General features: G+C 58.8%; 22 protein-coding genes. 7 read left to right on the top strand and 15 right to left on the bottom strand.

Annotated features, from left to right (window positions below):
* From ACXJ5O_RS05360 to ACXJ5O_RS05350, 3 genes are all read right to left on the bottom strand, one after another.
* A partial coding sequence (locus ACXJ5O_RS05360; RefSeq protein WP_457298992.1) for an acyltransferase family protein occupies positions 1–1,824 on the bottom strand: 1,824 nt, incomplete at its 3' end.
* A 116-nt stretch (positions 1,825–1,940) separates the two neighbouring features.
* The gene (locus ACXJ5O_RS05355) at positions 1,941–2,672 is read right to left on the bottom strand and encodes a TylF/MycF/NovP-related O-methyltransferase (RefSeq protein ID WP_457298991.1); all 732 of its coding nucleotides are present in this window, start codon (positions 2,670–2,672) and stop codon (positions 1,941–1,943) included.
* Between the two features lie 211 nt (positions 2,673–2,883).
* Complete coding sequence (locus tag ACXJ5O_RS05350) at positions 2,884–3,366, bottom strand: SH3 domain-containing protein (protein ID WP_457298995.1); 483 nt, start codon at positions 3,364–3,366, stop codon at positions 2,884–2,886.
* A 248-nt stretch (positions 3,367–3,614) separates the two neighbouring features.
* On the opposite strand from ACXJ5O_RS05350, the gene ACXJ5O_RS05345 reads away from it, so the two are divergent.
* The gene (locus ACXJ5O_RS05345; RefSeq protein WP_457298994.1) at positions 3,615–4,616 is read left to right on the top strand and encodes a 2-hydroxyacid dehydrogenase; all 1,002 of its coding nucleotides are present in this window, start codon (positions 3,615–3,617) and stop codon (positions 4,614–4,616) included.
* A gap of 139 nt (positions 4,617–4,755) precedes the next feature.
* Here ACXJ5O_RS05345 and ACXJ5O_RS05340 read toward each other — a convergent pair whose 3' ends face one another.
* Genes ACXJ5O_RS05340 through sugE form a run of 4 tightly spaced genes read right to left on the bottom strand, consistent with a single transcriptional unit; the run spans position 4,756 to position 7,552 of the window.
* Positions 4,756–5,160 (bottom strand): aconitase X swivel domain-containing protein, encoded by a 405-nt coding sequence (locus ACXJ5O_RS05340; protein ID WP_457298990.1) that lies wholly within the window; start codon positions 5,158–5,160, stop codon positions 4,756–4,758.
* Positions 5,157–6,413, bottom strand: coding sequence for an aconitase X (locus ACXJ5O_RS05335; RefSeq protein WP_457298989.1), 1,257 nt, complete (start codon positions 6,411–6,413; stop codon positions 5,157–5,159). The genes ACXJ5O_RS05340 and ACXJ5O_RS05335 overlap by 4 nt, the downstream gene beginning before the upstream one ends.
* Positions 6,414–6,416: 3 nt before the next feature.
* The gene (locus ACXJ5O_RS05330; protein WP_457298988.1) at positions 6,417–7,187 is read right to left on the bottom strand and encodes a molybdopterin-synthase adenylyltransferase MoeB; all 771 of its coding nucleotides are present in this window, start codon (positions 7,185–7,187) and stop codon (positions 6,417–6,419) included.
* A gap of 50 nt (positions 7,188–7,237) precedes the next feature.
* Positions 7,238–7,552: a quaternary ammonium compound efflux SMR transporter SugE gene (sugE, locus tag ACXJ5O_RS05325; RefSeq protein WP_112526822.1), complete on the bottom strand. Its 315-nt coding sequence runs from the start codon at positions 7,550–7,552 to the stop codon at positions 7,238–7,240.
* Positions 7,553–7,855: 303 nt separating this feature from the next.
* Between sugE and ACXJ5O_RS05320 the strand changes: the two genes are divergently transcribed.
* The 3 genes from ACXJ5O_RS05320 to ACXJ5O_RS05310 all read left to right on the top strand — a co-directional run bounded on the left by ACXJ5O_RS05320 (position 7,856) and on the right by ACXJ5O_RS05310 (position 9,330).
* Positions 7,856–8,425 carry a hypothetical protein gene (locus tag ACXJ5O_RS05320; RefSeq protein ID WP_457298987.1) on the top strand — a complete coding sequence of 190 codons (570 nt, stop codon included), beginning with the start codon at positions 7,856–7,858 and terminating at the stop codon, positions 8,423–8,425.
* Positions 8,358–8,957 (top strand): hypothetical protein, encoded by a 600-nt coding sequence (locus tag ACXJ5O_RS05315; RefSeq protein WP_457298986.1) that lies wholly within the window; start codon positions 8,358–8,360, stop codon positions 8,955–8,957. Before ACXJ5O_RS05320 ends, ACXJ5O_RS05315 begins: the two co-directional genes overlap by 68 nt.
* A gap of 154 nt (positions 8,958–9,111) precedes the next feature.
* Positions 9,112–9,330, top strand: a complete 219-nt coding sequence (locus tag ACXJ5O_RS05310; protein ID WP_457298985.1) for a DUF2945 domain-containing protein — start codon at positions 9,112–9,114, stop codon at positions 9,328–9,330.
* A 287-nt stretch (positions 9,331–9,617) separates the two neighbouring features.
* Here the strand turns inward: ACXJ5O_RS05310 and ACXJ5O_RS05305 are convergent, their stop codons facing one another.
* From ACXJ5O_RS05305 to ACXJ5O_RS05285, 5 genes are all read right to left on the bottom strand, one after another.
* Positions 9,618–9,803 carry a DUF680 domain-containing protein gene (locus tag ACXJ5O_RS05305; RefSeq protein WP_310071273.1) on the bottom strand — a complete coding sequence of 62 codons (186 nt, stop codon included), beginning with the start codon at positions 9,801–9,803 and terminating at the stop codon, positions 9,618–9,620.
* Positions 9,804–9,903: 100 nt separating this feature from the next.
* Positions 9,904–10,545, bottom strand: a complete 642-nt coding sequence (locus ACXJ5O_RS05300; protein WP_457298984.1) for an Isoquinoline 1-oxidoreductase subunit — start codon at positions 10,543–10,545, stop codon at positions 9,904–9,906.
* 2 nt (positions 10,546–10,547) lie between these two features.
* A complete protein-coding gene (locus tag ACXJ5O_RS05295; protein ID WP_457298983.1) occupies positions 10,548–12,704 on the bottom strand; it encodes a molybdopterin cofactor-binding domain-containing protein in 2,157 nt (718 codons plus the stop codon).
* A 4-nt stretch (positions 12,705–12,708) separates the two neighbouring features.
* On the bottom strand, positions 12,709–13,167 hold the full coding sequence (locus ACXJ5O_RS05290; protein WP_457298982.1) for a (2Fe-2S)-binding protein: 459 nt from the start codon (positions 13,165–13,167) through the stop codon (positions 12,709–12,711).
* A gap of 167 nt (positions 13,168–13,334) precedes the next feature.
* Positions 13,335–14,237: a LysR substrate-binding domain-containing protein gene (locus tag ACXJ5O_RS05285; RefSeq protein ID WP_457298981.1), complete on the bottom strand. Its 903-nt coding sequence runs from the start codon at positions 14,235–14,237 to the stop codon at positions 13,335–13,337.
* Positions 14,238–14,361: 124 nt separating this feature from the next.
* Between ACXJ5O_RS05285 and ACXJ5O_RS05280 the strand changes: the two genes are divergently transcribed.
* From ACXJ5O_RS05280 to ACXJ5O_RS05270, 3 genes are all read left to right on the top strand, one after another.
* Complete coding sequence (locus ACXJ5O_RS05280; protein WP_457298980.1) at positions 14,362–15,087, top strand: SDR family NAD(P)-dependent oxidoreductase; 726 nt, start codon at positions 14,362–14,364, stop codon at positions 15,085–15,087.
* Positions 15,081–15,569 (top strand): RidA family protein, encoded by a 489-nt coding sequence (locus ACXJ5O_RS05275; RefSeq protein ID WP_457298979.1) that lies wholly within the window; start codon positions 15,081–15,083, stop codon positions 15,567–15,569. Before ACXJ5O_RS05280 ends, ACXJ5O_RS05275 begins: the two co-directional genes overlap by 7 nt.
* A 232-nt stretch (positions 15,570–15,801) precedes the next feature.
* Complete coding sequence (locus ACXJ5O_RS05270) at positions 15,802–17,070, top strand: DUF2778 domain-containing protein (protein ID WP_457298978.1); 1,269 nt, start codon at positions 15,802–15,804, stop codon at positions 17,068–17,070.
* Between the two features lie 61 nt (positions 17,071–17,131).
* Here ACXJ5O_RS05270 and ACXJ5O_RS05265 read toward each other — a convergent pair whose 3' ends face one another.
* The 3 genes from ACXJ5O_RS05265 to ACXJ5O_RS05255 form a co-directional block, all read right to left on the bottom strand.
* Positions 17,132–17,425 (bottom strand): GYD domain-containing protein, encoded by a 294-nt coding sequence (locus ACXJ5O_RS05265; protein ID WP_457298977.1) that lies wholly within the window; start codon positions 17,423–17,425, stop codon positions 17,132–17,134.
* 104 nt (positions 17,426–17,529) lie between these two features.
* On the bottom strand, positions 17,530–17,943 hold the full coding sequence (locus ACXJ5O_RS05260) for a GFA family protein (protein WP_457298976.1): 414 nt from the start codon (positions 17,941–17,943) through the stop codon (positions 17,530–17,532).
* A gap of 67 nt (positions 17,944–18,010) precedes the next feature.
* Positions 18,011–18,148, bottom strand: a 138-nt coding sequence (locus ACXJ5O_RS05255) for a DUF899 family protein (protein WP_457298993.1), incomplete at its 5' end; no start/stop codon positions are given.

The following is an 18,148-nucleotide window of genomic DNA, read 5'->3' as shown; positions in this document are numbered from 1 at the left end:
GACATATGATGCATTCTGGATGCTGCTCACGATACCTTTTTCAATTTTTGCATCACCCTCATTGAGAGCCGCAGCGCGTGGCGTATCGCAAATCGAAGGGTCTCTGCCTTGCCAGAGCGCGCGCGCCACACATTTGTCCAAATACGCTTTGTGCGTTGGGACATCGCGCAGGAAAACGACCTTGATGCCTGCGTCGACAAGCGGCTGTATCGTTGACTTTATCCCGTCAGCCCATTGTCGCCTGCGCGGCGACAGTTCGGACGAGTCACTGATTTCCTCATTGAGATGACTTATCGAAAGCTGCGAGATGATGACGAGTTGGGGCCTCATTGCGATCATTTCCTTGATCGCCAAATCTCTCCACTCATCGCACTCGGTGTAATCACGTTTGAGTTTGATGGACCATGTGGTGACCCGCGTCGCCCGGCACGATGATTTGAGGTACGTAACGAGGCGGATATCGTCTTTCTTGGCGATATCGATAAGAGGCGTCGACCAATGATCGGCATGTGAGTCACCGAAAAGCACGATCGTTTGACTGGAAGATTGCGACCCGAATATGCAAGGCTTCGGCTTGACCGTCTCGAGATCCAGCACGCAACTTTCATCTGTTGCGCGCACCGTGGACGGGCGTTCCGCTGTCTCGGCAATCATACGTTGCTGCGAGGTAATATTGTGCTTTGCGAGCGTTGAACTTGCGTAGCCAACCGCCACGCCCGTCATCGTCAGCAGCGCGGCGAAGGCGAGGGAACGGCGCGTGCTGGCCATGAGCCAAGCGTTCCTGCGTATCGGATTTTCAACGAAACGATAGCTGAAAATCGACAATGCAAGGGTTAGCAGCATGAGCAGGATACGTTGTACGCTGGTCAGATCAGGTACCAGCATCGCCGCATAAACAATGACCGGCCAATGCCAGAGGTAAAGCGAATACGACAGCTTTCCCACCCACTGAGCGGGCTTCACCGCGAGAAGGGCCTTTGGGCCGTAGGCGCTTTGATGCACGCCGCCAAGCAGCACCATTACAGTTCCCAGGGCAGGGACCAGTGCAATAAAGCCAGGAAAGGCATTCTGCTCGGACACGCGCAAATAGGCTACGACGATCAATGCAAGACCAATCCAGCCCATCGCTGGCGAATAGGGAAATCGCTTGGCCCAATGGTTCAACAACGCCATGGAGGCAAGGCCTCCGATCGCAAATTCCCAAGCCCGGAGAGGTGAAAAATAGAACGCCCAAGGCTGTGAAACGACCGTCAGCCATGCACAAAGCGCAAACGAAATGGCGGCTACGGCTGCCATCAGCAGAAAGACACCATGTTTACCCGGACGTATCCGGGTGAACAGCAGAAGGAGTGCGGGCCAGGCGAGATAGAACTGTTCCTCGACCGATAGCGACCAGAAATGAATGAACGGGTTATTCGTGGCGTCAACGGCGAAATAGTCTAGAGACCAACGGATGAGCCAAAGGTTGATTATATACGTCGAGGCGAACAGTGCTCCCTTGGAATAAAGCTGCTGCTCGGACGGCGCGAGGATAAAATACCCAGCCACGAGGGTAACAAGAATGACGAAAAGCGAGGCTGGAAGCAGACGGCGTGCCCGCCGCGCATAGAACGTCCAAAGATTGACCGTGCCGTGCTTCGCGATTTCCTGCTGAAGATGCTGGGTAATGAGATAGCCGGATATGACGAAAAAGATATCGACGCCGACAAAACCTCCAGGCAGTCCAGAATAGCCGAAGTGGAAGGCGATCACTCCGGACACTGCCAGGGCACGCAGCCCTTCAATGTCCGGGCGGAATGTTTTTGATGCGGTGACGGCGCTCATGGGCTTGTCGAAACTCCCAATTTCGGGAAATCTTCTACCGGGCAGCATAGGTAAATTTTGACGCGTTGCAACAATTTTTGCTGCGACGCAATATTCTGTCCGGCTGAATTGGATGGTCAGGCGATTGTGCCCGTCCGGCGAAGGATGACGTTTTCTCCGTCATCAAAAGTGAAATCCCCACGCTGGCGCAGGAATTCATCCGTTGCGGTCCGGCATCCACCGTAGTCGTGGTAGTCATCGATTAAAATGACGCCGTTCTGGCTCAACCGGTCCGCTACCTTGTTCAGGCAATACATGACCGGATCGTACCAGTCGCAATCGATATGGGCGAAGGCCATTCGTTCCATTTTGGCGTTCGGCATTGTGTTTTCGAACAGCCCCTTGTGCAAATCAACGTTGGAGCTGTCGACATCGAGGCCATATTTGGCAAAAGACCGGCAGACATCGTCATAGAGATTGTCGCGATATCCGTAATATTCGTCGCCGCCGAGCCCCGAGGACTTTCCGCTCGCGATCTTCTCGTAGCGGTCCTTCGATTTCACGTCGTCCTTTTCCGAGGTGGGAGGAGGGATCATGCCGAAAACGTCGAAGCCATGGAAGCTCCGCCCCTGGCTCGTCGCCGTCGTGGCGAGGACGATCGCGCTTCCGCCGAGGGCAACGCCGAACTCCGCCACATCGCCGGGCACCCGCCGCTTCTGGATCTCACTCAATGCGGCTTCAAGGCGCCTCAGCTTCCGTGGTGACAGGTATGTAAGTCGGTCCCGCCTGACCGATCGCGCCGTGTTGCTTAAAAGGGATTCGTCAATCACACGGCGGGCACGCCCGACAATAGCATGCATTCTAGCCATTACGTTCTCCTTCAGGGGTGGGCCCAGTGCTCGAATCGTCTGCTCGCTTATGCGCCGCCGCATCACTAGCAATCGGTTGTGGTGATTGCATGACGACGGGTTAAAAGGCTGCTAGCGAAAGAGTCGGGCCGAAATTTGACCCTCGGTCCGCAAAGGGGAACTGTGAGGCGAAATGAGCCAATGGCGACGTTGTGCCGCCGCTTTCCGAGGTCTAGTCGTCGAACTTCTCGTCCGGATAGGCGCCCCAGATGTCCGACTGACGCATCCAGCCGCTGGCGCCGCTGAATACGACACGGCAAAAATTGCCATTGCAGGTCTTGAGGCTCCCGAGAACGCCGGGCTGCACTTTGGCGACAACACTCGCCTTATCGTCGGCACTGCGATAGACGTTCAGCATCACGCCATCCTTGTCGCGCTGCCAAGGCGCGGTCATTGCCGTGCGCTTGCCAGACAGCAGCGACTGATAGACCCAGCCCTCTGTGCCCTCCGAATCGCGGATGCGCCGCCAGTTATCATATTCCTGCACGATCTCGACCGGGAGGCCGGATTTGAGAAAGAGCCAGGTCACGGCATAATCGCGCCCAGGCCCTACGCGCAAATTGACGCGCCCCGGCTTCAGGCTGACGAAACGCGGCAGCGGCAGGCCGCTCGGGCCTATCTGTGCCGCAGCCGCAGCCCGTGCCAGTCCCGGCATGCCGAGCGGACTTGCCAGAACGATCGCAGCCGCAAAAGCAAAAAGGCGAAAATTTCGAATATTCAACAAGTCAGTCCTTTATCGTCCCGGGTTTGCAACCGCCAAATTGCGGCCGAATGGAGAACGATCCCTATTTTTCTTTGTCTTCTGTACGCCGCCTTGATAGACAGGTGCAGAACGCCACGAGCAATTGCAGTTTGCAATGACTTGGTTAAAGAGGTCTCAATGCGTCGCGAATTGGGAGGGGAATATTGGTGAGCAAAAAGCCTCTGGTCGTCATCACCCGCAAACTGCCGGATTCCGTCGAGACGCGCATGCGCGAACTCTTTGAGGCGCGGCTTAACGTCGATGATAGACGGATGACGAGGACGGAACTGATCGAGGCAGTCAGCCACGCGAATGTCCTTGTGCCGACCATTACCGACCATATCACCGAAGAGATTATCAGCGCCGCCGGTCCCAATCTCAAGCTCATCGCCAATTTTGGCAATGGCACCGACAATATCGACGTCGTGGCCGCCGCCAAACACGGCATTACCGTTACAAACACACCCAATGTACTGACCGAAGACACGGCGGACATGACCATGGCCTTGATGCTGGCGGTTCCGCGGCGTCTGGTCGAGGGGGCATCGATCCTGCTCGACGATGGTAAATGGGAAGGTTGGGGGCCGACGTGGATGCTGGGCCGCCGCATCTGGGGCAAGCGCCTCGGCATTGTCGGCATGGGCCGGATCGGCACCGCTGTAGCCCGCCGCGCCAAGGCGTTTGGTCTATCGATTCACTATCATAACCGCAAACCCGTGAGCCCCAAGACCGAAGACGAACTTGAGGCGACCTATTGGGAGAGCCTCGACCAGATGCTTGCGCGCATGGACATCATTTCGGTCAATTGTCCTTCGACACCCGCGACCTTCCATCTCCTCTCCGCCCGGCGTATTGCGCTGATGCAGCCGACGGCGTTTGTCGTCAACACCGCGCGCGGTCAGATCATCGATGAGCATGCGCTGATTGAGCAGCTGGAACACGGCAAACTTTCGGGCGCGGCGCTGGACGTGTTCGAGCACGAGCCTGCGGTCAACTCCAAGCTGCGCAAGCTTGCCCGGCAAGGCAAGGTCGTGATCCTGCCGCATATGGGTTCGGCAACACTCGAAGGCCGTATCGATATGGGCGAGAAGGTGATCATCAACATCCGCGCCTTCATCGATGGGCATCGCCCGCCCGACCGGGTCCTGCCCCGAGACCGGTGACAATCCACCCTGACGGCCATCTGATGCGGTTTTCTGCGCTTCCGGTGCTCACGGACGAATAAGTCCGCTGCGCTCCGGTTCTCGAAAAACCACACCAGCTGGACTCGTCAGGCTGAATTCTCAAATGGTCTCGCAGCACCTAGCTCGGTGTAATTGAACCCTCACTGCCAATTGCCAGCTTTGTATCCACGAACTTTCCAAATTCTCCGCGATCCAATCTCAGCGCCATCGGAGTTAAATGGCCCATCTCCTGCGCAACGATGAGGCCGAGCAATAAGATGGCGTCGGGTTCATGCAGGATGAGCGCGGCCGGTGCGAGACCTGCGCTGACCAGCTCCAGCAGCACGGCGGCAGCCGAGGACGAGCCGATGGTGCCGGGCAGGCACAGCACCTTGCCGCTGATCGAAACGCCATGCTGCGGATGGCGCACATCCGCAATCAGACCGGTCTTCGGATTGACACCGCCCCAGAAACTGATCGGCGCTGTGAGCACAAGGGCAGGCGCTTCGGCAGGTTGACCCGCGACAAGGACTTCGGCCTTCATGCTGCAGCCTCAAATACCGGGCGGCCGAGAACGGCGCTTTCCACGCATTCGGCCATCGAGCCATAGATGACGCCATAGCCGGTATTGCCCGGCGCATAGTGCGCGAACTTGCCAGAATTGGTCATCAGCACCGCGCCTGCGATATCCGGCAAGATCGGCGTGACCACGACACAGGTGTCGGCGACGATGACGACGCCTGCGGCTTCCAGCGCCTCGCGGCGGCCATTTTTCTCCAGCGATGCAAGCGTATGACGGCCGGTGCAGGCGTAGAGCGTAACCTTGAGCTTACGTTTGCCGATCAACGCTTCCAGCCTGTCGAACTCGGCGATTGACAGATGCGGGCTGCCGATGGCGACGGCGTCGATGCGATCCATGTTGAGCGCGGTGGAGAGGCGGCGGCGCGAATCCGCGATCATCTCCGCCGTCACCTTGATCACAGCTTGCGGCGGCCGGTGATGCAGGGCCGTTGCAAGGTCCGGCGCTTCCGGGGTGACGCCCGCGACATGGAACAGGCCGACGGCGCCTGCCGAAGCGGAAGCCGCCCCGAATGCCTTCAGTGCATCCTCGCCGGGGTGGACAGTGACGCCCGCAACGACGCCGACGGCATCGCCGATCTCGCGGCCGTAAAGACTGCCAAGGATCGGCCAGGCGACCTCCGAGCCGAGGAAAGCCGGATCGAGAGCGGACGCATCGAAAACCACCGTGGCGCGGCGGTTTTCCGGCCGGTGCAGGCCGTAATAGGGCGCAAAGCCGGATATGGCGCAGGCGATATCGAGGAAATCGCCATAGCGGTTGGTGCGCGCGCCAAGCACCGAATTGCAGAACACCACGGCATTGCTCTCGCCCCAGGCGACGTCGCTGCCGAGCGCGGGACGATGCCCGGCCTGATAGGGCGCGCAGGTCCAGCTTGGCTCGCAGCCGAGCGCGCGATAGGCATCCATCATGCGCCGCGCCATGCCGCGTTCATAGGGTGGCAGGCGGTTCTTCGAGCAGCCGGTAAGATCGAGCGAGCCGACATTCAGCGTCGCGCGCACCGCAACCCTGGCGCCGCCGAGGGCTAGCTTTTCCGCAAACAGCGTCCCGCTATCGCCGTGATAGAGCGCGCCGTCGATATGCGCCGAGGCGATCGGGATGAGGGATGGCGCACCCATCAGCCGCGCCGTAGCAGCGACGATGCGCATCGCCATCGCGGCACCTTCCCCGCGCGCGCCATTGGCAATCGCCTGCTGTTCGGCGGAAAGCGCGAGCGCCATCGCTCAGGCCTTGCGCGCTTTATACTTGATCGTTTCGAAGCGCGAGGTCAGCGCATCGTAAAGCAGCAGCCGGCCGATGAGCGGTTCGCCGATGCCGGTGATGAGCTTGATCACCTCGGTCGCCTGCAGGGTGCCGATGACGCCGGGCAGGACGCCGAGCACGCCTGCCTCGGCGCAGGCGGGGAGAAGCCCGGGCGGCGGCGGATTGGGGAAGAGGTCGCGGTAGGATGGGTTCGGCTCGCCCGCCGCATTTGCCGCGTAGGGGAGCAGCGTCGTCACCGAGCCGTCGAACCGCCCGAGCGCCGCCGAAACCAGCGGGCGCTTCTGCTCAAGGCAAGTATCCGCCAGCATATAGCGCGTATCGAAATTATCCGAGCCATCGACGACGATGTGATAGCGGCTGACGAGATCCGCGACATTGTCCGGCGCGATGCGCAGCTCATGCGCCTCGACCGTCACATGCGGGTTGATCGCGGCAATGGCGCGCGCGGCGCTCTCCACCTTGGGCGAGCCGACGAGCTCGGTGGAATGGATGATCTGCCGCTGCAGATTCGACAGCGACACGCGGTCGTCATCGACAATGCCGAGCGTGCCGACACCCGACGCCGCCAGATATTGCAGCACCGGCGCGCCGAGCCCGCCGGCGCCGACGACAAGCACGCGGGCGCGCTTCAGCTTCTGCTGGCCGGGCCCGCCCACCTCGCCAAGGATGATATGGCGGGCATAGCGCTCGATTTCGGAAAAGGTGAGGGGCGTGATCTGCTGTTCGGTCATGCTGCTACTTTAGAACAAGACGCCCCCCGATTGCACGTCTGGCGTTTGCCTCACGCAAGAAATTTCAGCCCGCCGATACCCGCAACGATCAGCCCGATGCAGACGAGACGCACAACCGTTGCCGGTTCGCCGAAGATATACATGCCGAGCAGCGCCGTGCCGACCGTGCCGATGCCGGTCCACACCGCATAGGCGCTGCCGACCGGCAGATCGCGCAGGGCAAGGCCGAGCAGAACGACGCTGATGACCATGCTGCCGGCGGTGAGAACAGACGGAGTGAGTTTGGTAAAACCATCGGAATATTTGAGCCCGATGGCCCAGCCGATTTCGAATAGACCGGCGAGAATGAGAATAATCCAGGCCATGACGACCATCCTTTAATGTTCGATCGGGCCGTCCCGGATTGTCTGGAAACGCTTGGGAAGCGTGGAGGCCGTCCTCCAATGATTTATGTAAGGATCAGGGGAGGAATTGGCAAGACGACGAAGGGATGAGTAATTTTGAGGGTTATGTGAAAGAAATTAAGGAAGGCACTTTAGCCAACTATTGTAGCAGGTGGATTGGTTCTCGTAGCCAATAGCAAAGTCTAGTCGCTTGCTTGACTATAGCATGGTAGAATTCTCAGTGGCGAAGTTATAAGCGTCTTTTTTGAATGCTGCCGGGGGGGCATGAATAAATTAGGTGTTGTTTGGTGGGCAGTTATATGCGGAGCGCTTGCTGGTTCTGCCTGGAGCTTGTTAGTAGTCCTAACTATTGAAGCGTCCGTTTGCATTCCATCAGACGCTGTAAGCGCGCCGTACGAGCAGACAATCCTTTATCTAAATGGTGTCGTTGAATTCGATATGACGATGGCAACTGCGCTTGTGAGCTTGGGCGCCGCTTTATTGCTCGGGATTCAAGGCAATATCCAACTAACGCTTTGGCGACTCACCTTGGTGTTCCTGTCAATGTTCGGATTTGCGCAAGCGGTGATGTACGGAATCATGTGGAAGCTGAAGGTCGCGAACCTTTTGGTGAACAATTGCTGGTCATCGATTKCTTCGCCTGAGGTCCAGCAGTGGTATATCAGCCACCTCTATTTTATGTTGGCGGGAGTGGGTATTTTGGTCATCCTCGTTCTACTTCTAAGCATTGAGCGGCTGAGAGAAAAGAAATCCGGGGGAGACGACGATGATCAAGGCGGTGGTCGCTTTATTATTATTGCAACCGATACAATGCGGCATGGTCCTCGCCGCTGACCTTGATTATAACGTGTCGATTGATGCGTGGTCCAAACAGACGGGCATCGTCGTGACTGATACTGGCAAGACATGGGTGCTTGAGCGCATCGCGAATAAATTTCAGGGCGAAGCAAAAACGGCTGGTTTCGATCCAGTCTTGGTGGATAAATTTTCCATGGCAATGAACGGCACTGGTCAGGTTGCAATATCGGATAGAACGCTCGTTGCCATTACCGGCGGCGGCATGAAAGTCGATCTCAATATAGAAAATCCAGCACAATTGGCGATGGCAAATCGGTTAGCGGACTTCAGGTTTGTCTCATTTCCGCTCGAAATCGCTCCATTGATTAAGATAAAAGTGGAGCCGATTCCCCCGCGCGACTACGTAGTGTTTATCAACGGTCAGAAAATGCCCGACTCAGAGAAGAACGAATATAAGCCGCGTCCTGGCCATGTCTCCGTAAGAGTTACACGACCCACGAAACATGACTGCATCTGGGAAGCTGAACTCGAAGAAAAAGACGTCAAAGAAATTCCTTGCAAAATGTAAACCAAGGGACGCGCGGTAAAGTGAGCCCAGCAATGGATTTTGAAAAAGCGCTTCGGAGCTTAGGTCGCGATCTAGCCGTGCGTGGTTCAACGGGCTCTCACCACAAGGGGGATGGCTTCCTGAGGCCGCCTCAACTTGGAGCCACTGCCCACCCATGACACATTTTCACAAAGGCGCGCATGTTGTATGGAATTGGGCCAAAGGCGTTGGCTCTGGCAAAGTCGTCGAGGAATTCACGAAATCCGTGACGCGGAGGATCAAGGGTGTCGAGGTGACGCGCAAGGCTTCGAAGGAAGAACCCGCCTATATGATCGAGCAAGATGACGGCGGGAGGGTCTTGAAGAGCGCTTCGGAACTCAGGGCCGTGAAATAGCCGTGCGTGGTTCGCCCTTCGACAAGCTCAGAAAGCTCAGGAAGCTCGCCATGAGGGGGGTGGGTTTACGCCCTGAAATCTACCCACCTTTCCGTCATCCTCGGGCTTGACCCGAGGACCCGTGGCAAAGGAAGCACAGTGGTTTCGGGGCAACCGAGCATAACTGCCGAAATGGCTATGCCCTCGCAGTTCAGCCGTGGGTCCTCGGGTCAAGCCCGAGGATGACGGAGAGGGATGAGGCAATACCCGACTGTGACGACACTGGTGGGCACGCCCGAAAGCTCGAGCTATTCGGCTTCCTGTTGGGGCTTTTCCTGTTTGACTGATTGGTTCTCAGCCGGAATGGGTGTCTGGTCTTTCGAGACACTTGCCGTTGTCGTCTTGTCGACGGAGGCCGTGTGTCCGGGGCAATCGGCCGAGGCGGCCGATACGGTAAGACCGAAAGCAGCGGCAAGTACGAGGATTGTCTTCATCGTCTAACTCCTGAGCTTTTCTGTGATGCGCTGGCAGCGTAACCGCTAATTGCATTTCGGCAAAATCACAGTTTTGTTGGGTCTGGCCGGGCCCGGTTGATCAATCGGGACAGTCGGCTCCGGTCTTCACCCAGGCGGCGATCAGCGCTGCAAATGTCTCCTGCGATCCGGGAGGGGCGGTGCGTCCATCGCCCGGGTGCCAGGCCCAGCCGACCAGGTGATCCTCGCCCATATGTTTTATGAGATCCTCGTGCGAGCGATTGCCGTTCCGGCTCGTGTCCTTCACCTGCTGGCAGATTTCGCTGACCGTAAGCCCTTGCCAGGCCATGCTCGCCGGAGCCAATTGCCAGTGTGCGTTGCCCGGGATGGATTTCATGCGGCTTCCGACGATCGAACGATTCTCCGCGCCGTGGCAGGCGCTGCATGCAAGACCCAGCGGGCCCATCGAGCTATTGCTGGCGATCATCAACGGTACGTGCGGATGCTTGTCTTCGCCCTGCGTCGGGCTGCGGGTCGCCGGATGACAGTTGATGCAGCGCGGATGCGTCAGGACGCGGCTTGCCTCTTCGAAGATGGCCTTCGAGCGTGCGCTGGTGTCAGCTATCGCATCGAAATCGGAGACGGCCTTGAGCGGGCCGCTACCAGATGTCTGGGCGTTGCCCTGCAGGGGGCCCAGGACGACATATGTTCCGGCTGTCGCGAGAACGGATGCAATCGCAATGGCGGCAAAACGCATGGCCATGATCACACCCTCTGGAATTCGTACTGGTCGATCGGCAGCGACCGCAGCCGCTTGCCGGTCGCCGCAAAGATCGCGTTGAACAGCGACGGGGCAACGCCCGGCGTTCCGACCTCGCCTATGCCGCCTGGCGCCTCCGAACTTGGAACGATGTATACCTCGATATTCGGCGTCTCGCGTATGCGCAACACGGGGGAGTCGTCGAAGTTGCTCTCGACAACGGCTCCGTTCTGGACGGTCAGGCGTCCGTAGAGTGCAGCACTGAGGCCATAGACGATGCCGCTCAATATCTGGGCGTCCACCGTGTCCGGATTGACGACCTGGCCACAGTCGACTGCGCAGACGATGCGCTCGACCTTGGGTTTTCCATCGTCCCCGACGCTGACTTCAGAGATCATTGCGGCAAAGCTGCCGAAATCCTCCGAAAGGGCGATGCCCCGGCCTTTGCCTTGGGGCAGGGCATTTGACCAGCCAGCCTTTTCGGCGGCCAAATCAAGAGCAGCGAGGAGGCGCGGCTTGTGCTGGAGCAGGCGCTTGCGGTACTCGAGCGGATCGATCTTCGCTGCACTAGCCAGTTCGTCGATGCTGCCTTCGATCGGAAAGATGTTGCGCGTGGCACCGACGCCGCGCCAGTTCCCCGTCAACATTCCGTCCGGAGCCTCATGGCGCACGAACTCGGTAAATTTGTTCGGGATCGCGTAGGACGATTCTGCACCGCCCATGATGTCAAGATCGATGCCGTCCTTGGTAAAGGCCGGCAGCCAGCGCGCCATGACGGCTGGACCGATCACGCGGTGACGCCATGAGACGGGCATGCCGTCCGGGCCGAGCGTCGCGCTGACCTTGCTGTAGTTCAGATAGCGATAACAGTCGTGGCGGATGTCCTCCTCGCGGCTCCAGGTGACTTTCACCGGGCCATCCACCTGTTTCGCGATCTTCGCCGCCAGAATGACGCCGTCGACGTCGAGCCGTCGGCCAAAACCGCCACCGAGAAGCTGGTTATGAACAAGGACCCTGTCCAAAGGCAGGCCCGTGACGTCGGCTACGGCCTGCCGCGCGCGCCCTGCGACCTGAGTGCCGGTCCACACGTCGCAGCTGTCGCCCCGAACGTGAAGTGTGCAGTTCATTGGCTCCATTGCCGAATGCGTGAGGATCGGCATGCGGTAGACGAATTCATGAACGGGCCCGTGTTCGGCTTCAGCCTTGACGACATCGCCTTCATTTATATGAGGCAGTGCCTTGCCATCGTTCGTCGCATCCTCGACGCGCTTCTCGAGTTCGGCCGAGGTGAGATCGCCGCTGGGTCCGGGGTCCCACTCGACGGAAAGTGCCGCAAGCCCCTTGCGGGCGGAACCTGTATTGTCGGCCACGACCGCAACAGCGTCCTCGATGCGGACCACCTGCTTGACGCCTTTGACGGTCATTGCCGGCTTGTCATCGACGCTGCGCAGCTTGCCGCCGAAATGCGGACAGATCGCAATAGCGGCGTAGGACACGCCTTCCGGACGGGCGTCGATGCCGAATTTTGCTGTACCGTTCACTTTCTGCGGGCTATCAAGGCGCCGGATGGCCTGGCCGATAACCTTGAAGCTCGATGCCGGCTTCAGTGGCACGTCCTGTGGAACGGTCTCGGCTGCAGCCGCCCGAATAAGGCTGCCATAGGCCGCGGTGCGTCCGCTTGCGGCGTGAACGACCTCCCCGGCCTCGGCTGTGCACGTATCCGGCGCAACGTCCCAGCCACGCGCTGCGGTGTTGATCAGCACCATACGGGCGCTGGCACCGGCCTTGCGCATCTGCTCGTAAACACCACGAATGGAGAGTGAACCGCCGGTGATCTGGTCGCCCAGCAACGGGTTTGCGTAACGGGCAGGATCGGCGGGTGCATGCTCCAGCACGACCTGGTCGAGGGGGACTTCCAGTTCTTCGGCGAGCAGCATCGCTATCGACGTATAGATGCCTTGCCCCATCTCCGCGGCTGGCATGATGAGAACAATTTTGCCATCGGCAGGAATGCGAATGAAGGGGTTTGGTTCAAACCCGGCTGCGGCAGCAAAAGAAATCGACGGACGCAACCCGAAAACGAGGCCAGCTCCTGTCAGCGATGCGCCGATCAGAAAGTGACGGCGCGAGACGGAAACGTTGACTTTGTCGTGAATGGACATCGCATCACCCCGCCTTCGCTGCTTGCTTGATAGCCGCCCGAATGCGCGGATACGTGCCGCACCGACAGATATTTCCCGCCATGACCGCATCAATATCGTCGTCGCTCGGCGATGGATTGGCAGCAAGGAGGGCAGTCGCGGACATGATCTGTCCGGACTGACAGTAACCGCACTGGACGACATCGATTTCGAGCCAGGCCTTCTGTATCCGCGCGCCTTCGGCTGTATCGCCAATCGCCTCGATCGTGGTGATAGGCTTGCCCACCGCCTCTGCAACCGGCATGATGCACGACCGCACCGGCATGCCATCCACATGCACGGTGCAGGCACCGCACATGGCAATGCCACAGCCGAATTTCGTGCCTGTAAGACCTATGGTGTCGCGAAGAACCCATAGAAGCGGAATGTCGTCATCCACATCGACGGCATAGTCATTGCCATTGACCATAAGATTATGTGACATGTGAAACCCGGCTGACAGCCGTCCCCGACTAACTTGCAGCAGTTGTCAAAAGTAGCCGAGATAGTTCAAAACGGCAAGCTTTGAGCTCGGATGCCTTCATTTTTACTTTGCTATGACCGGTCTCTCTAAGTAGTTCGATGTATGCTACTAGCCAGATTACATGGCTGTCAGCGCAATGGAATCCACAGCGGKCTCTTCCACGCCTTTAGTTCATCGAGAAAGACCAGCAGTTTTGCCGGCAGATACCGGCGGGTCGGATAGACCGCATGCACGAAGATCTCCGGCGATGACCAGTCCGGCAGCAGGCGGATAAGTTCGCCGCGTTTGATCTGTTCGTCGCAATAGGTCGACGGCAAAAGGCCGATGCCGTGGCCACGATAGGTGAACGCGGCGACCGACTGAAAATCCCGGCTCGATAGCGGTCCTGACAAATGCTGCTTGAGGGATTTACGTCCGTTGACCAGATGCCATTCCGCCTCATTGTTGCGCCCGTTGAGCAGGATGCACTGGTGGTCCTTCAAATCCTCTGGTTTTTCCGGGGCGGTCCGCCCTTCAAGATAGTCCGGTGCCGCGACGACATAGCGGACGCTCTTGCCGATCCTTTGCGTGACGATTGTTGAATCGCGCAACTCTCCGAAGCGAATGCCGACGTCGACATTCTCCGCGATCAGATCGACGAAGAGGTTTGTGATGAATAGATCGACCTCGATGCGCGGGTGTCTTTTCAGGAAGGCGGAGAGAAATTCATAAAATGGTTCCTGCCCCATGAGCACAGGCACCGAGATTTTCAGCAGGCCCTCCGCTTGTTTCTGCGTTTGGGTCAGAACTTGCTCGGCATCGAACAACTGGCTGAGAGGTTCGCTGCACTGACTGTAGTAGGCGCGGCCCTGTAGCGTGAGCGTCAGTTTGCGGGTCGTGCGCTGGATCAAGGTGACCCCGAGCTGGTCTTCGAGCGCAGAGACCTTGCGGCTGACGGTCGATACCGGCATCCCGAGCGAGCGCGCCGCGCGGCTGAAGCTCTCGAACTGCGCAACCTTCACGAAAACCGCGATATCGTTCAAATCCGTCATAGACAGATTTTTGCATATATGGAAAATAGATTCCAAATATTTCCATCTAATCGCGCAATAGGGTCTCGGCCATATTCATCGGCAACAAGCGCAATTGCTGCGCTAGCAACCGATGGAGATTAAAATGCCAACACCTAAAACTGTTATCGTCACGGGCGCCTCCCAGGGTATCGGAGCAGGCATCGTCAACGCCTTTGCCGAGCGCGGCTACAATGTCGTCGCGACTTCCCGCCAGGTAACCTCGTCAGATGCTTTCCGGGCTTCAGATCAGATCGCTGTCGTCGATGGCGATATCGGTGATCCCGAAACAGCAAGGCGCGTTGCAGAGACCGCAATCAGCCGGTTCGGCTCGATCGATGCCCTCGTCAATAATGCCGGCATCTTCTACACCAAGCCGTTCATCGACTATACGATGGACGACTTCAGGAAGCTGTCCTCGACCAATCTCGAAGGCTTCATCCATCTGACCCAGCGGGTCGTCAAGCAGATGCTGGCGCAGAACTCCGGCGGCAGCATCGTCAGTATCACCACGCCATTGATCGATCATCCGATCGCCGGCCTTTCCGCCTCGGTCCCGATGATGACCAAGGGCGGGATCGACGCGATCTCCAAGAACATCGCCATGGAATATGCAAGCGATGGTATCCGGGTCAACACGGTCGCTCCCGGTGTGGTCGACACACCCTTGCACAAGGACAATCCGAAGGATTTCCTGCGGACCTTGTCACCGATGGCGAGCATTTCGACCGTTAAGGAAATCGTTGATGCGGTCGTCTTCCTGACGGAAGCTCCGCACATAACAGGGGAGGTGCTTCACGTCGATGGCGGCGCACATCTGGGCAAATGGTAGACCTTGTGAAAGCACCATCAGCCGGTGCAGAACAGCGCCTGCAGGCACTGGGCATCACGCTTCCATCGCCGCCGACCCCGTTTGGCGCTTACGTGGAAGCCGTGACGATCGGCAACCTCGTCTTCTTCAGCGGGATGTTGCCTGTCATCGACCGCAAGCCCCAGTTCATCGGACGCGTTGGCGGTGAACTCACCGCCGAAGACGGCCGCAAGGCCGCGGAAGTGGCTACACTGAGCGCACTGTCGGCCATGCGAGAACATCTTGGCTCACTCGACAAGGTGAAGGCAGTCGCAAAACTTGGCGTTTACATCGCCACCGAGGGTGATTTCAGAGACCATCCGAAAGTCGCGGACGGTGCTTCCGAACTGCTGCTGCAGGTCTTCGGAGAGGAAAAGCTCTCCGGCCGCGTCGTGCTCGGCGTTGCAAGCCTGCCGCTTGGCCTGCCGATCGAGATTGAACTCGTCGTCGAAGTCGAGGCTTGAATGGGGTGGCCCACCAGGAGGGAGTGGTGGGCTGCTCCCGCTGCTCCCGTGCCAAAATTCATTCAAACATTTGTCGCTGCATAAACGGGTTGGTAACCAACATTCTTCATTGTCCATAAAGTCAGCATGACGGCGCGAGCCAGGTTTTACGTCTTGTGGCCTCAGTTTTGCCACGGGAATAGGGTTTTGCGCAGGCTGACGCGTTGGTGTCCAAGCGTGGGTTGCGTGTATCATGGGGTTTGCAGTCAGATCCGCCAAGGGCTTTGCGCCTTCTGGCGAGAAGGGCCTTTATCGTGGCCGCCGGTTGCTGTCCGCTGGCTTGCTTGCGGGCGTCAGTGCCGCGGCTTCGCTCGGCGCGCTTGCCGCGGTGGCAACGATGCAAGGCGCTTTCGGCTCCCATGCCGCGGATGGCAGCGCCTTCAGTCGGGAGGAGCGGGCGTTTTCGGCGCCTTCCATCGCGCTCGTCAGCCCCTTGGACACTTTACCCAAAACCTCGAAGTTTCCGCGCGTGCCGGAGCTGAAACACACGGCCTGGCAGGTCAGCACCATGGACGAAGGTTCGGTGATCTTGCCGACCGGAGAGATCAGCGTCATTGCGCAGCCTAAGCCCAAGGTGGTAGTTGCCGTGCATCATCCTTTGGCCGCCGAGTCTTTCGGTGCGCGTTTTGATGTGGTGCGGGCCGGACCCTTGGCAGAAGATGCCTTTGGCGCCCGCGCTTCCGGCATCGATACGACGCAAGTCGCCTCGATCCAGACATACACCGCGTTTGACGCAGAGCCACCTGTTGCTGCACCCTCCGCGCCAGCGCCGGCAATTGCAGTGGCTGCCTTGCAGGACGCGCCGCCGCCGGTCGGGACCTCGCCGCAGGGGCCGTTCAGCCTTGTGCTCGCCGAGGAGGAACCGGCAGTAGAGGATGATATCGCTGCGGTGCCGTTGCCAGGGATAAGGCCGCGCCGGCCGGCAGACGATGTGCTCTTGCCTTCAACGAAGGCCTTGAAGCGTGCTGCTCCGCAAATGCTGGCCTATGCGCCGCAGGACAATGCCATTCAGGACAATGCACCGAGCTACAGGCCTGCGCCGCTTTTTGCTTCACGCAACCGCACGGCCATCTACAGTATCGAGGCGAAAACCGTCTACATGCCGAATGGCGAGCGCCTGGAAGCGCATTCCGGGCTGGGACCGATGCTCGACAATCCGCACTATGTTCACAAGAGGATGCGCGGCGCCACACCGCCGCATACCTATAATCTCACGATGCGCGAGAAGCTTTTCCACGGCGTCCAGGCAATCAGGCTGAACCCTGTCGAACCGGGCAAGATCTTCGGTCGCGACGGACTTCTGGCGCATACCTATATGCTCGGACCGCGCGGGGATTCGAACGGCTGTGTGTCCTTCAAGGATTATCGCCGTTTCCTCGCCGCCTTCAAGCGGGGCGAGGTTACGCAGCTTGTCGTGGTCGCACGCATGCCAGGCGGGTCGTCGCGTATCGCCTCCAGATAGTTTACATGCATCCTTCGCAATCCCGGACGGAAAACCGGTTCCCACTTTTCCTGGAATTGCTCTAGCCGAGTGAGGCGATGATCTCGCGATAGGCTGCTTCCGGGAAGGCCTTCAGGGTTTTCGTGCGCACATTGCCTTTCATGCCGAGGGAAAGTGCGAACCGCGCCATGACGGCATCATCGGACGCCTCGCCGATCACAACCATGTCGTATTCGCCCATGGTGAGGTAGAATTCCTTGAAGGAACCGCCCATCTCGCCGAGCAGCTTTCTGGCTGCATCGAGCCTTGCCGGCGAATCGCGTATATTTTTCACGCCGAGCTCGGTCCAGTTGATCAACATTACGTAAGTGGTCATGGCAAACCTCCCACGCGGTCCGGCTTACGCCAGAGGCCGCGAACTGATCCGCCCTCCGCCCACAGCGACTATACGCCTGTTGCTGTTGGCCAACAATCAAACCGTTACGTCGGCGGCATCTTTTCGAATTTCGGCAGGGCAGGGTCGAGGTGGTCCCATGGGTACCCGGCGGCCGCCCAGGAAACCAACTGTGGCTTGTATCGGCCAGGATCGTCGAGGCTCCCGGCACGCACGACGAAATAGTCCGGCATATCTGGAAATGTCATATAGACCGGCGATCCACAGGTGGGACAGAACGCGCGGGTTTTTACAGTTCCGTTATCGCCAGTCGCGTTCCAGAGCGTCGCTTCGCCTTCAACGTTTACCCCGGCACGCGGGAAGGTCAGATGGGAGGCGTGGCCGGTGCCGCTTTCACGCTGGCATTGGCGGCACTGGCAATCGAGCATGACAACCGGTTCGGCGGAAATTTGATAACGGATCGCGCCGCAAGCGCATCCGCCCGTGTAGGCCTCGCTCATTCTAAGCTCCTTTGATGAATTCTCGGATCGGCCGTGTCCGCACTACCGCCACAGGCACGAACTTTGCTCAGTTGTTGTATTCGTCGTGGCGGCGCCACCAGACGTCGTCTTTTTCGTTTCTTCCCTTGGGTGCGCGGTCGAGCCATTGATACATGGCCCAGATGCCGTCGACCCCGCGCGCATAGGCGGAATAGGTGTGATAGAC

The organism is Phyllobacterium sp. P5_D12, assembly GCF_054049495.1.
The sequence above is the reverse complement of the archived record's forward strand: the minus strand, read 5'-3'. Positions and strand labels throughout refer to the sequence as shown.